Below are 14,786 nucleotides of genomic sequence, written 5' to 3' on the forward strand. Positions count from 1 at the left end.
GAATTTATTCATCCTTGTAATACTTTCGCCATGTTCGTGGCAAGCAAAATAAAGGATGATAATAAATACCAACTAGAATCCGCGACCCAAGCAGGGCGTAGAATGAATGAGGCATATTAGGAAATATCAAAGTATAAAAGCGGTAGTTAGGGAGGGAATAGCATGACAGATATAAAACATGGGCGGAGTTCAATCAAACCGGAAATGCGTGAAACGATATTGCATGAGCTGCGTGCTTTGGAGCAGGAGGAGCAGGTACGTATTGTATATGCCTGTGAATCAGGCAGTCGGGCGTGGGGATTTCCTTCACAGGACAGTGACTACGATGTGCGTTTTATTTATGTAAGGCCCGTGGAGTGGTATTTGTCCATTTTTGATAAACGGGATGTGATTGAGCGTCCGATCAGCGATTTGCTGGATATCAACGGCTGGGATTTGAAAAAAGCGCTTAATCTGTTTCGCAAGTCCAACCCGCCTTTGCTGGAATGGCTGCAATCCCCGATCCCCTATCTGGAGCCATATTCAGTGGCAGAGCAGATTCGCGCTATATCGCCATTAACCTTCTCGCCGAAGTCTTGTATGTATCACTATCTGAATATGGCGCGGGGCAACTATCGGGATTATTTGCAAGGAGAACAGGTGAAGATTAAAAAGTATTTTTACGTGCTGCGCCCGCTGCTGGCCTGTGGCTGGATCGAACGCTATAACAGTATGCCTCCGATGGAATTCGAAGACTTGCTGGAGGAATTCATTCCGGCAGATACAGAGCTTTATCAGGTGATAGGACATTTGCTGCAACGTAAAAAAGCCGGCGAGGAACTGGATATTGAGCCACAGCTTTCGGTGGTGAATGATTTTATCCAGCAGCAAATGGCTTATTTTGAACAGAAGGCGCCCTTGCTCCAGCATATGGAGGGAGGACGTGATCAGCAACTGGATGATTTGTTCCGCGCTGCGGTGAAGGAAGTATGGCAAGCCGAACTGTAAAGACTGGTTCGTTGACTATGAATTGGGAGAAATAGTGGTATGGGAATATGATCCGAGATTATAGTTTTATAAAGGAGGAACTGAAATGAGTACGTCACTGATTGATATTGGTGTAAATCTGATGCATCGTTCGTTTCATGAGGATCGGGAGCAGGTGGTGGAAAGAGCGGCAGCCGAAGGGATTACACCGCTGATTATTACCGGGACAAGTGTCCGTAGCAGCCGGGAGGCATCTCAGTATGCGGCACGTTATCCCGGCAAGCTGTATACGACGGCTGGTGTGCACCCCCATGATGCCAAAGACTGTACCCCGGGTACGATTCAACAACTCCGTGCGCTGGCGGGTCAGCCGCAGGTCGTAGCCATCGGGGAATGCGGGCTGGATTATAACCGTGATTTTTCTCCGCGTGATGTGCAGCGCCAATGGTTTGGGGAACAGATGAAGCTGGCTGGCGAGCTGAAAATGCCGTTATTTTTGCATGAGCGGGATGCGCATGAGGATTTTGCGGCTATGCTGCGGGAGCATAATGAGCTGATAGATAAGGCGGTGGTGCATTGCTTTACCGGAACCGCACAGGAGTTGCATATGTATGTAGACATGGGATTGTACATCGGTATTACAGGCTGGATCTGCGACGAACGGCGCGGCAAGCATTTGCGTGAACTGGTCAGGGATATTCCACTGGACCGTCTGATGATTGAAACGGATGCTCCATTTCTCACCCCGCGTAATTTACCTGTAAAGCCGAAGGAAGGGCGCAATGAGCCGATCTATCTCGCACATATTGCCGCTACGGTTGCAGAATGTACAGGTCGAAGCATCATGGAGATCGAAATCGCGACGACAGAGACAGCCAAACGTTTTTTCGGATTGTAGGATTGTCAAAGCAATAGATGTGGTGTACATTATAGTGAATTAAAAAGCATTGTCGGGAGCTTGAGAAAGTCAGGCTGAGAGGGTGGCCCTTGCCATCGACCGTGAAATCTGATCTGGGTAATGCCAGCGTAGAGAAACCTAGAACACTATACAGGAATGCCGCGTGTTTTGCGGTTGTCGATAGATTAGGTTCATATCTTATAATCAAGCTAGACGGCTGCGCTTAGGCTACTGGTTGTATGAGGTATATCGACGAATGATGTTGTGTATGGTGATCCACCTTTTACTGCGCATAAAGCTTGCCTGGAGATTCAGCTCCGGACAAGCTTTTTTCATGGCCACGAGGCCCATTTTAAGGGAAAAGGGGAGTACATCATAATGAATACTGCTGTAAAAGCGTCTAAAGGATTGAAGCTGACGGATATTTTGGTCACGATTGTGATCGCCGTCGTGTTCGGGTTGGTCTATAAAATATGGGGGCCTGCGTATGATCTGGTGAAACCGCTTGGGCTGAACGCCGAGCAATTGGTGTATGGCATGTGGTTTATGGCGGGCACATTCGCATATCTTATTATCCGCAAGCCGGGAGTTGCGATTTTGGCAGAGGTGGCAGCGGCAACGCTCAGTGCTTTTTTGGGAAGTGAATGGGGGATGTCCACCTTGTACTACGGCTTGCTGCAAGGTTTGGGAGCAGAGCTGTTCTTTGCGGCTTTTTTGTACCGGAACGCCAACCTGTGGGTCACTTCGCTGGCTGCGGCTGGATCGGCTATAGCCTCCCTGATTTTGGACTTCAGTTACGGGTATATTGATCAGCTTTCGACCTGGAACTATGTTTTGTATGTCGGATTCCGCATGATTGGCAGTATTGTGATTGCCGGGGTGTTCGCGTTCTATCTGGCTAAGGCGCTGGAAGTCACAGGGGTGACACGTACCTTGAGACCTGCAACGGAACAGGATTACAAGGGGCTGGACTAATGAGTTGGGTAGCCGAAGATGTGGTGGCGTCGGTCACCCGTCTTCGTTTGAAATTTCCCGGTGAGCAGGAGCTGCTTTTTCACAACATGTCTGTATCCGTCCGCAAAGGGGAAAAGCTGCTGCTGCTCGGACCGAGTGGATGCGGTAAATCAACGCTGCTCCAGGTGCTGAGTGGTCTGATTCCGCGCACGATAGAAGTGCCGATGAAATGTGATGCTGCTGTCATTCCGGAGTGTACGGGTGTCGTATTTCAAGATCCGGATACGCAGTTTTGTATGTCGTATGCGGACGAGGAGCTAGCTTTTGTATTGGAAAATAATCAGGTTCCCCGTGAGCAAATGCCGTCTCGTATCCGCAAGCTGCTGACGCAGGTCGGTCTTTCGACGGATGAAATACATATGCCGATTGGCAGCATGTCTCAGGGCATGAAGCAGCGGCTCGCAATAGCGTCAGTGCTGGCGATGGAGCCGGAGGTGCTTTTTCTGGATGAGCCGACGGCTTTGCTGGATGAAGAAGGCACCGCACAGGTGTGGGATACGATTCGCCACATTTCAGCAGATCAGACGCTAGTGATTGTGGAGCATAAAATTAATGAAATTGTCCATGATGTGGACCGGATTGTGGTGCTTTCTGCTCAAGGGGGAGATCATGGCAGACGGAACTGCGGAAGAGGTATTTCATGTGCATCGGCAGGCGTTGTCTGATTACGGTGTATGGTATCCGGGCGTATGGAATGAGGCATCTTCACCACGTTGGAGTGAACAAGAGGCACAGGGACACATCTTCTGTGAACCAAATGAGTTAAACGTTTCTCATCAGGTAGAAGAGGCGGCAGCGGGTACTCCTATACTGGAGCTGGAGCATTTTAGCGGCCTTCGGGGTTCGAACCCGGTCATTCATGTGGAGAAAGCACAGGTGAAGCCGGGGGACTGGATTGGTGTGGTCGGTGAAAATGGGGCTGGTAAAAGCTCGCTGCTGCTCTCCATGATGCGCTTAATCCGAACGCAGGGAAGTTACAGCGTGGACGGAATAGAGGTGGGTGGTACGGAACAGCTGGCAGAGCACATCGCGTTCGTGTTTCAAAATCCGGAGCTGCAATTCGTAGCGCATACCGTTCGGAAGGAACTGGAGTATTCGTTGCCGGAGAGCTTGTTTACGGATAAACAGCGCCGGGAGCGAGTGGAGCGAATGCTCATACGGTTTGGGTTGGAACAACTGGACGAACGTCATCCATATCAGCTTTCATTGGGGCAAAAAAGGCGGCTGAGCATTGCCACAGCTATGATCCGTGAGCCAGCCGTGCTGCTGCTGGATGAGCCGACCTTTGGGCAGGACGCACGCAATACCTTTGTCATGCTGGACATGCTGGAGCAGCTTAGAGCGGCGGGCACGGCGATTGTGATGGTCACGCATGACCCGGAAATTGTCCGTCGATATTGCACGGATATATGGCGGATACAGAAGGGGGAACTGCGGCATGAACCTGTCTTTTCCCCATCATGAAACATGGCTTCACCGGGTTAATCCGGGATTAAAGCTTGTTATGTTTTCCTTGTTGTTCGTGGTCGTCATTCTGATTCACAATCTGAATGTGATGTTCAATGTGGCGTGTGCTATGCTGCTGTTGCTCGTCTGGACTGGCCATCCGTGGAAGCGTCTGCTGCTATATGGTTCTCCTTTTATACTGGTGTTTATCTCAACCTCCACAGGCATGATGATGTTCGGCAAAGGGGTGACGACCTGGTGGACATGGGGCCTGATCCATATTACGCAGGAAAGCTTTTATCGGGGAATGCATCTTGGATTTCGTGCACTGAGTATGGCGGCGGCAGGATTATTATTTGGTTTGACGACACGCCCGGTGAACCTGTTTTATTCGCTGATGCAGCAATGGAGGCTTCCTCCGAAATATGCGTACAGCTTTTTGGCGGCCATGCGGATGATGCCGATGCTGCTGGAGGAATTCCAAACGTTGAGACATGCCCACCGCATTCGGGGTGTACATCAGCATGTGTCCAAATGGAATATGTATGCTACGCTTCGCAGATATGCGATTCCGCTGCTGGCTCAAAGCATCCGGCGCGCCCAGCGAATTGCTATTGCCATGGAGGCCAAGGGGTTTGCCAATGAAACCAAGCGCACGTACTATTATGCGATCCATTATTCGGCTGTAGATATTGTATTTATTTGCTATTTTGTGGTGATGCTTACGCTGGCTTGGGGGCTCGGTATCTGCTTTCCTTATGTGGGCGTGTGGGATGTGCGCTAATTTGCTGTCAAAAGGCTTTGCCCGATTTCTGCTCTGTGTTATATTAATGCAATGGGAATTGACGGCTCGTACAGACCTGACTGGGCTGGCGGGCCTATTACATTTTCCCTGAGAAATGGATCATCAGGAGGCCAGTTTCATGATTACGCTGCATCAGGTAAGCAAGCATTATACGACCTCAAGCGGCCCATTTCAAGCGGTTCAATCCGTGTCCCTTCAAGTGGAGGAAGGGGAAATTCACGGTATCATAGGTGCCAGCGGTGCCGGTAAGTCAACGTTGCTCCGGCTGATGAATGTATTGGAACAGCCGGATGAGGGAAATGTGGTTGTAAATGGAGACGAGCTGACCCGCATGCCGGAAAAACGTCTCCGTGAAGCGCGGCGATCCATCGGGATGATTTTTCAGCATTATCATCTCGTCCACAATCGGACGGTTAGTGGAAATGTGGCAATGCCGCTGGAGCTGGCAGGCGTACCGAAAAAAGAGAGAGCGGCACGTGTGCGCGAATGCCTGCAATTCGTCGGTTTAGCTGACAAAGCAGCGCAGTATCCAGCACAGTTGAGCGGAGGTCAAAAGCAACGGGTCGCGATTGCCAGAGCGCTGGCGAATCGACCTGCGGTGCTGCTTTGTGATGAGCCGACCTCAGCGCTTGATCCGCAGACAACGGCGGATATTCTAGGTGTGTTGCAGGAGATCAACCGTGAACTGGGGGTTACGATTGTGATCGTAACGCACGATATGGACGTGGTGCGGAGCATTTGTAGCCGCGTTTCGGAGATGCGGGATGGACATTTGCTTTCAACGCAGCTGGTGGCTAACCCGACGGTCAATTCAACAGCTACAGCAGGTGAAGCTCATGAATGAAACGCTGAGTATCATTGCGCAGTATCAGTCCGAGATATGGAAGGCCATCGGAGAGACGTTCATCATGGTGGGCTTTTCTATCGCAGCAGCCGTACTTTTGGGGCTTCCGGCAGGAACGATTTTGTATTTGTGCGGCAAGGGGCAAAAATATGAAAATCGGCTGGTGTTCACCATACTAAACAGTCTGGTCAATGTGATTCGCTCGTTCCCGTTCTTGCTGCTGGTCGTGTTTATGATTCCATTTACACGTCTCGTCGTGGGTACGGCACTGGGTACGATGGCGGCTACGGTTCCCATGTCAGTGGTAGCCATTGCCTACTATTCAAGGCTGGTGGAGCAGTCACTGCTGGATGTGCCAAAGGGTGTAATCGAAGCTGCTACTTCTATGGGAGCGTCTACCCTCCAGCTTATTTTTAAATTTTTGTACGTGGAAGCCCGTTCGGGGCTTGTACTTGGCTTGACCACGTCCACAATCAGCTTCATTTCCTACTCCACGGTGATGGGCATTGTGGGCGGCGGCGGCGTGGGCGATTTCGCCATCCGCTACGGTTACCAGCGTTTTGAAACCGGATTGATGGCGTTCACCATCGTCGTCATGATTATTTTAGTGCAAACGATCCAGTTCACCGGAAGCACGATATCTCGTCGGATTGACAAGCGATAGTATATTGTAGCTTGCTTCTAGGCACTACATCTGCACCACCCACTATGGGAAATGAGAATGACTTTACAGTGGCCCATAAGCGGAGCGAAGGATTTGAATCTGAAGAAGCGTTAGCGCTCGCCTTTACCCCCGGATTTTTACCTTATAATGTTCTACTAAATGAAAAAAATCCGGGGGGTAACAGCGATCGTAAGATCAAATCATTCGCGAAGCGGCTCCACTGTAACTCATTTTCCTTTTCCCAATCACAAATTTACTTGGAGGTTTCTCACCTAATGAGTCGGAAAAACAACATAAAAACTAACCTGAAATTACTTACACTATTCGCTGTCGTCATGCTGCTGGTTGCCGGATGCGGCGGTCAAAAGCAGGCGGCACAAGAAACACAGCCTAAAGAAGCGACTTCTCAAAAAGAAGTGACTTTGAAAGTGGCGACGCTGATTCCACCGATGACGGATGTGCTGGATATCGTAAAACCATTGCTCAAACAGGACGGAGTCAATTTGGAAATCGTCGTGCTGTCGGACAATATCCAGCCGAATAACGCATTGGCAGCCCATGAAGTGGATGCTAACTTCTTTCAGCATGCTCCTTTTATGCAACAATACAATGAAAGCAACAAGTCCGATCTGGTAGCAGTCAAACCGATTTACAACGCCATCTATGGCGCGTATTCCAAAAAATACAAGAACATTAAAGATCTGCCCGAAGGTGCGACCATTGCGATTGCCAACGACCCGGCAAATACCGGACGTTCTCTCGTGATGATGGAACAAAACGGTCTGATCAAGCTTAAAGAAGGCGTAGGCTATAATGCTACACAGAATGATATTATTGAAAACAAGAAAAAGTTTGTGTTCAAAGAAGTGGATCTCTTGATGCTGGCGCGGTCGCTAGATGATGTGGACATGGCTGCCATGTATCCCGCTTATGCCAAGCCACTGGGGCTGACACCGAAGAAGGACGCATTAATTACTGAAAAGGATGATACTCACTTTGCCATTAATCTGGTAGCGCGCAAGGATAATGCGGATTCGGATGCCATTCAAAAGCTGGCGAAGCGAATGACTGGTCCGGAGGTCCGCAAATTTTTCGAGGATAATTACAAGGACAGCGTCGTCCCAGCATTTTAAATAAATACGAGTGTTGAAACGTTGTTTTATGATTAGTTGTGGCCTGTATAAGGTAATGAAGTCTGTGATGAGCAGATGGAGTTCCTTGTGCAGGTCTTTTTTTCTATCCTTTATATGGATATTTTTTAGCGAAAACAGGGTATAAAGTCTTAGTTTTTAAGGTTTTAGGGTACATACACTGCTATAAATTTTAGTCATTAAGGGTGATGGAGTAATGCTTGCGAGCATATTAAAATAAATATACGAACAAACATTCGTTTCTGGTTTTGTTAACGGTTTTTTTGTAGGGGTCAAAAAATTCAGCTGACAACGGATCAAAAGCGGAAGCAAGAAAGAAGGGGAACGACATGAAGCTGGCTGTAACTGTAAAAAGTTTGGGAAAGAGAAAGCCAGAACTCGCAAAACAGGAAATGGAGCTGAATCCTGCCCCTGAAACGTTGCGAGAGCTGATTGCTGCTACCGTCGCCCTGAATGTCCGCAGACTGCGTGAAAAGCAGGGGAGTGACGCACTGATTCCGTTCCTCACAGGGCAGGAGGTTCAGGCGCAGGGCGAGACAGGCAAGGTAGGATTCGGGTCCATCTATAATGATGGTGTTCCTGATGTGGAGGATGCGGTAAACACGGCGATGCAGGCTTTTGAAGACGGGTTGTACAGGGTTTTTGTACGTGATGAGGAAGCCGCTGTGCTGGATGCCCCTTTGTTGCTTGAGGATGGAGACGAGATTGTATTTATACGGTTCACAATGCTGGCCGGAAGCCTATGGTAGAGGGGGAAATGAAATATGCATCAGGAGAAAAATGAGCAGGAATATTTCACCGAACTGAAGGGGCGCGCGGCGCAACTGGATGGACAACAACAGGAATTGGCCCAACATGTTATGGAACTGGGTCGAATTCATTACATACGCGAGGATGAGGAGCCTTTTAACGAATGCCAGCGCATATTAAAAGTACAGGCAGAAGCAAGCGGAGAGCCGCTGTTCAAGCCACTGGCAGAGGTGCTGCGTCAGTTGATTGGAACAATGGCCGGGGATGTGTTTGCATATATAACAGAGCATGTGACTGAATATCCTTACAGTACAGGGTATGAGCGTAAACCGTTCCGTACCTCGGATATCACATCCCATACTTCGCGGATTTATAAAAGAATGGTGCAGCTTATCCGAATGGACTGGATCGGCTTCTCGCTTATAGATTATTTAACGAAAAAGGATTATGAACATGGGAATGACTATCGGATTCAAGAGACGATTAGTGATTGGATAGCCTATGAGTTGGACAACGGTAATCCGCAGGTCTTGGAGGCGCTAAAAGGTATTGTTTATGGCGATAACCAGACTGCGCTTCTTACGCGTGCCATGATTAAAGGAATGCTCTTGAGCCATCAAGAGGAGAATTACCATATGATCGGCGAGCTTTTGGCAGCTGCCAAGCTTCAGGAGGGATTGCGACAAAGCATCGTGGAGCAAATGGATGAAGGAACCCCGGAGGCTCTTGTATATCTGTTGAAGGTGATTATTGACCAGGGATTCATTCGTTACAGCTCGGTGGTACGGGCGCTTGCGGTATGGACAGGCATGGGCTTGGAGTCTGCTAATCAGCGGGTGGTTCGCCAACTGATTGAGCAGGCGTATGAAGCATTGACGAATAGCGAGCTGCGTCAGGAATGGCTGACTAGCGCGAATGCCAATGAGGTATATATGAGCTTGTGGGCTACCGCAGTACATGAGGAACGTGAACTGTATGGACAAGTTCGGCAAGTCATGGAACAGGGAGCACCTTATCAGAAGATTGTAGCGCTTTATGTACTCTCTAACAGTGAAAACAAGGATGTGCGTCTGGGGATTGCCAGAGAATATCTGAATGAGACGGACCCGGAGCTTCAATACTGGGTACTGACGAACTATACAAATAATTATTTTTACGAATGGGTAGAAGGCGGGACGGTCGCGGATCGGATCGTTAAAGTGGTTCGTACTCCATTACTGGAAAATAAAGAAGAGCGACGCAAGGATTTTGAGCGACTTCATGCTCTGTTTGCACAGATGAAAAAAGGCGAGTCTACCGAGCCCTCCAAGGTGCTGGATTTTGTAAACGTTCATCACCGTTCGGATGCGCCAATTCAAAAAATGCTGTATCTTATCGGTTACGATATGGACGCGACCTGGATTGGAGAAATCATAGCCTTAAAGGATCAGATTAGCTCTAATCTACGCGGTGAGCTGCTGAATCAATTTGTGCGGAATCCGGATGATACGGTGCAACGTGAATTTATTTTCTCAAGCTTGTCCGACAAAAGTATGAGCATTCGCGAGTTCGCTGTTGCCAAGGCGCACAAGCTGACGCTGGCGGAAGAGGAAATGCAGCAAATGGAGGGGCTATTGAAGCTCAAGACGGGTTCCCTGCGGCAAAGTGTCATTGGTGTACTGCTGGCACAACCGGAGAAGTCTTTGAATAGTTCATTGGAGCGGTTGCTTCGGGCAAAGGCGGAGCTGCAACGATTGGGCGGACTTGAAATATTGACGAAGATTTATGCAGACCCCGAGCGTGCCGAGCAGTATGAAACTATCCAGCCTTTAGCAGATATCATTCAGCAGCCGACGGCTAAGGAGGAACAACTGCTGTCCAAGCTGGGGCAGGAGGATGCTTATACGGGGACAAACGGCTTTGGCTTGTACGAGCCTGCTGCCAAGGAGGCTTGGCTGGAAAAGCAGCCGGATCTGGGTGATTTCCGGTTGGGTGATGTTTTTGTGGGTTCACTGGAGAAGATGAAGCAATTCCTGAGCGGACTGAATGAGCTTGTCCACCAGCATCGTGATGTAGAATATACTGCTGAGTATTATTCGGGCTACAAAGAAACGCTGCTAATCGGCGCTAATTTTCGTACCGTACGCTTGGCTCAGCCTAATGAGGAAGCAGTCTCCATGCTGTCTTTATATCCTCTTCACGAGGAATGGAGTCGTTATTTGCAGGAGAGCGACATGGAAGCAAGTGAACTGCTAGAGCTTGTTTTATATGACCGATTGGATTCTATGGATCAAACACTTGATCGCTACTACCGTTATTTCTCCAATCATAACATGGACTATTCAGAACTGAGAAAGCACAAGCTGCTGGAAGGATGGCGTAAAGATTTCGCTGAACAAATGTATCCTTTAGATCGAATGAAGGAAGTTCAGCAATGGATAGCAGAGCTGACGTATAACGATCAGGTAAGAACGCTGATTAATGCTTATTTTCTGGACACTCCTGGCGAGGAAACCTTTGATACCATTGATCTCTCGTTGAATACATTGATGCAAGCTATGCCCAAGGACAGACCTGCTGAGGACATGGGAATGCTGCACCTGCTGTCTAGCCCGTGGATCGGGCTGGAGAAAGGGCGTGTACATGATGATGAGTCCTTTAAGCGCTTTTTCCATACTTTTGTAAACTATAATGAGCTGGCAGACGTATTAAATCACTTTTATTCACCGCTGGAGCTGGAGGATTATTTCAAGGCATATGAAAAAGGGCTGATCGGTGTAGGAGAAGTGTATCGGGAACTGTTGGCTGGCAGTGATAGCAGAAGACATATGAGTTCCTTAACGAATGCCCGCAATACATGGATTGCCAGCAATCCGGAATTTTTGGAAATACGGCGTACGGTTATTGAACGACTGCTGGAGGTTGAATTGGTTCGAGGCGATTTGCCTACCGAGGCCACCCCAAAAGTGATGGGCTTGAGCCGGATTGAAGGGATGGATTATTTCATTCGTATTCTGGAGGGACTCGACAAGGAAACGTTCGTGCGTGGTTATGTGTATGGCTACGGTGATCGTATCACCAAAAAAGAATCGTTCAGCCACTTGCTCAAGGCATGTTATCCGCATGATGGCGAGGATGCTGCTTTGCTGAAGGAAAAGCTGAGTAACGCTAAAATTACGGATAAACGTCTGCTGGAGGCGGCAATGTATGCTCCACAGTGGATTGAAATTGTAGCAGGTTATCTTGGATGGGAAGGTCTTCGCAGTGCTGCATGGTACTTCCATGCGCATATCAATGAAGGTTTTTCCGCCGAGAAGGAAACGATTGTAGCTCATTATTCGCCGATTGCTCCGCAGGATTTTAATGATGGAGCCTTCGATATTCACTGGTTTCATGAGGCCTATGAGACGTTGGGCGAGGAACGATTTGATCTGCTGTACGACTGTGCCAAATATATTTCGGCCGGAGCCAATCATCGCAGGTCTCAGTTATTTGCGGATGCGACGCTGGGTAAGCTGAAACTGAGTGAAATGAAAAAGTCGGTGGAAGACAAACGAAACAAGGAACATTTGCTGACCTACAGTCTGATTCCTCTTGTCAAACCTCCTGAACCAGCTGTACGGGAACGTTATGACTTCATCCAGAAGTTTCTGGAACAGAGCAAAAAATTTGGGGCACAGCGTAAGGCCAGTGAAGCTCTGGTTTCACGAATTGCGCTTGGGAATTTGGCACGTAACGCAGGCTATGATGATGTAACCCGGCTTGTGTGGGACATGGAAGCCCGTAAGCTGGAGGATCTCCGGTCTTATTTTGAGCCACATGCTTTGGAAGAGGCTACAACGATACAGCTTGTCATTGATGAGGAAGGAACGGCAGATATTGAGATTGTCAGCAAAGGGAAGACGCTGAAATCTATTCCGGCTCGCTTCAAGAAGGATGAGTATGTTGCTGCGTTGAAGGAGCTTAAAGGTGATCTGGTAGATCAGTATCGTAGAGCCCGCAAGGAATTGGAACGCTCTATGGAGTCCGGCACGGCCTTTATGATGAAGGAATTAACGGGATTATTAGGCAACCCTGTGCTTGCTCCGTTGGTGCGAACGCTAGTTTTCAAGGCTGGAGATCGCTTGGGATATTTCAATGAAGATACATCAGGGTTGGCTGATCCTTCGGGTCAACAGTATCCCGTAGGTGAAGAGGACAAGCTGATCATCGCTCATCCGCTCCATTTGTACGAAAGTGGTCGCTGGAGCGACTTCCAGAAGGATTTATTTGACCGCCAGATTCGGCAGCCGTTTAAACAGGTGTTCCGTGAGCTGTATTTGCCGAATGCAGATGAACGTGCAAGTGCCACCGTTTCCCGTCGATATGCAGGACATCAGGTACAGCCGAATAAAACGGTAGCCCTGCTGAAAGGTCGCCAATGGACGGTCAGCTATGAGGAAGGACTACAGAAGGTGTATTATGCCGAAAACCTGATTGCTAACCTGTACGCGATGGCAGATTGGTTCTCACCAGCCGATACCGAGGCTCCTACACTGGAGACGGTGCAATTCTTTGATCGGACAACGTATAAGAGTGTGCCGTTGGAGGAAGTTCCTCCAGTGCTGTTCTCGGAAGTCATGCGGGATGTAGATTTGGTCGTCAGTGTCGCCCATGTGGGCGGTGTTGATCCGGAAGCCAGTCTTACGACCATTGAAATGCGCAACGTTATTGTGCAGGAATCGCTGCGTTTGTTGAAAATCAGTAATGTACGTTTGGATGGGAATTATGCGCGTGTAGACGGCAGTCTTGGTGAATATGCGGTGCATTTGGGAAGCGGCGGTGTCTACAAGCAGGCGAAGGGAGCGCTGCATATCATTCCGGTGCATTCGCAGCATCGTGGGCGCATCTTCCTGCCGTTCCTGGATGAAGATCCAAGAACAGCCGAGATTTTATCCAAAATTGTACTGCTGGCTGAGGATCAGAAAATCAAGGACCCGCAAATTCTTACGCAGCTTCAGGCGTAGGATAGAAGCTGTAATATAGAGATTCATTTTGAAGTAGCGTGAAGCCCTGTCCATGCAGATCCGTGTGGCGGGGCTTCATTATTTGCGTCAGATAATTCTTTTGTTCCTGGCAGGGGTTTGCTAGAATAAAGGGGATTGTGTAAGTCAACGTTGACCATATTGCAGGGAGGGACACAAGTATGAGCAAGAAGATCAAATGGGGAATTGTCGGCACGGGATGGATTGCAGATCAATTCGCCGCGGATTTGGCGCATGTTACGAACGGGGAAGGGTACGCTGTTGGATCACGTACCATTGAAAGCGCTACCGAATTTGCAGCCAAGCATCAAATTGCACGCGCTTATGGATCCTACGAGGAACTGGCTCAAGATCCCGAGGTAGATGCTATATACATAGGCACTCCTCATCCTTTTCATAAAGAAAATGTTCTGACGGCTCTTCGGGCCGGAAAAGCCGTCCTGTGTGAGAAACCTTTCACCGTGAATAGTGGGGAACTGGAGGAACTGATCGGCTTAGCATGTGAGCATAAGCTATTCCTGATGGAAGCGATGTGGACACGCTTTTTGCCTCCGATTCGCCAAGTGCGGGAGTGGATAGACGCGGGACGAATTGGTGAGGTGAAGCTGGTTAAGGCAGAATTTGGTTTTCGTGTAGAATGGAACCCGGAAGGACGCTTATTGAACCCCGATCTGGGCGGAGGTGCTTTATTAGATACGGGAATTTATCCGGTTTCTTTTGCTTCGATGGTGTTCGGTCCTGAACCCAAGCATGTATGGAGTACCGCTCATATCGGGGAAACGGGTGTTGACGAGACGTTTTCCATCCTGCTGGATTACGGAAATGGACGTACGGCTGTGCTCAATGGGGCGGTTCGTCTCGGGTTGACGAATGAGGCATATATCCATGGCACAAAGGGATATATCCACATTCCATCTTTCCTGAATAGCACGTCGGCTACTTTACATGTGGACGGCGAAGAGGTACAAACCTTTCAGGATGACCGAGCTTCCACAGGGTATGCCTTTGAAGCAGAAGAAGTGGGGCGCTGCCTGAATGAAGGCTTATTCGAAAGTTCCACGATATCTTTGGATGAATCACTGGGCATTATGAAGCTGATGGATCAGATTCGTGCACAGTGGGGGCTTCGGTATCCTTTTGAGTAATCTTTTGAGTAATTGAATTATTGAATTGAATAAAGAAACCACTTAAAGTCCAGAGAGCTTTTGAAGCTCTTTGGACTTTTTTGTGTACACCGTTTGGAAT

General features: G+C 48.8%; 10 protein-coding genes and 1 pseudogene. All 11 read left to right on the plus strand.

Features of this window, described 5'->3' with window-relative positions; translation table 11 throughout:
• Nucleotides 1–162 precede the first annotated feature (162 nt).
• The 11 genes and pseudogenes from QMK20_RS04420 to QMK20_RS04470 all read left to right on the plus strand — a co-directional run bounded on the left by QMK20_RS04420 (nt 163) and on the right by QMK20_RS04470 (nt 14,686).
• Nucleotides 163–987, plus strand: a complete 825-nt coding sequence (locus tag QMK20_RS04420; protein WP_283654751.1) for a nucleotidyltransferase domain-containing protein — start codon at nt 163–165, stop codon at nt 985–987.
• 85 nt (nt 988–1,072) lie between these two features.
• Complete coding sequence (locus QMK20_RS04425) at nt 1,073–1,864, plus strand: TatD family hydrolase (protein WP_283654752.1); 792 nt, start codon at nt 1,073–1,075, stop codon at nt 1,862–1,864.
• 378 nt (nt 1,865–2,242) lie between these two features.
• Entirely contained in the window at nt 2,243–2,839 is a 597-nt protein-coding gene (locus tag QMK20_RS04430; protein WP_283654753.1) for an ECF transporter S component, read from the plus strand.
• Nucleotides 2,839–4,342 (plus strand): annotated as a pseudogene (locus QMK20_RS04435) (ABC transporter ATP-binding protein). Before QMK20_RS04430 ends, QMK20_RS04435 begins: the two are co-directional and overlap by 1 nt.
• The gene (locus QMK20_RS04440; protein ID WP_283654754.1) at nt 4,317–5,108 is read left to right on the plus strand and encodes an energy-coupling factor transporter transmembrane component T family protein; all 792 of its coding nucleotides are present in this window, start codon (nt 4,317–4,319) and stop codon (nt 5,106–5,108) included. Before QMK20_RS04435 ends, QMK20_RS04440 begins: the two are co-directional and overlap by 26 nt.
• A gap of 139 nt (nt 5,109–5,247) precedes the next feature.
• The gene (locus QMK20_RS04445) at nt 5,248–5,973 is read left to right on the plus strand and encodes a methionine ABC transporter ATP-binding protein (RefSeq protein ID WP_283654755.1); all 726 of its coding nucleotides are present in this window, start codon (nt 5,248–5,250) and stop codon (nt 5,971–5,973) included.
• Nucleotides 5,966–6,637 (plus strand): methionine ABC transporter permease, encoded by a 672-nt coding sequence (locus tag QMK20_RS04450; RefSeq protein WP_283654756.1) that lies wholly within the window; start codon nt 5,966–5,968, stop codon nt 6,635–6,637. Before QMK20_RS04445 ends, QMK20_RS04450 begins: the two co-directional genes overlap by 8 nt.
• 275 nt (nt 6,638–6,912) lie before the next feature.
• Nucleotides 6,913–7,770 (plus strand): MetQ/NlpA family ABC transporter substrate-binding protein, encoded by an 858-nt coding sequence (locus tag QMK20_RS04455; protein ID WP_283654757.1) that lies wholly within the window; start codon nt 6,913–6,915, stop codon nt 7,768–7,770.
• Nucleotides 7,771–8,117: 347 nt separating this feature from the next.
• Entirely contained in the window at nt 8,118–8,537 is a 420-nt protein-coding gene (locus tag QMK20_RS04460; protein ID WP_283654758.1) for a hypothetical protein, read from the plus strand.
• 15 nt (nt 8,538–8,552) lie between these two features.
• On the plus strand, nt 8,553–13,523 hold the full coding sequence (locus tag QMK20_RS04465; protein ID WP_283654759.1) for a DUF4132 domain-containing protein: 4,971 nt from the start codon (nt 8,553–8,555) through the stop codon (nt 13,521–13,523).
• Between the two features lie 179 nt (nt 13,524–13,702).
• Nucleotides 13,703–14,686, plus strand: coding sequence for a Gfo/Idh/MocA family protein (locus tag QMK20_RS04470; RefSeq protein ID WP_283654760.1), 984 nt, complete (start codon nt 13,703–13,705; stop codon nt 14,684–14,686).
• Nucleotides 14,687–14,786: the final 100 nt, after the last annotated feature.

The sequence above is a fragment of the Paenibacillus sp. RC334 genome, from assembly GCF_030034735.1.
Taxonomy (GTDB): Bacteria; Bacillota; Bacilli; order Paenibacillales; family Paenibacillaceae; genus Paenibacillus; species Paenibacillus terrae_A.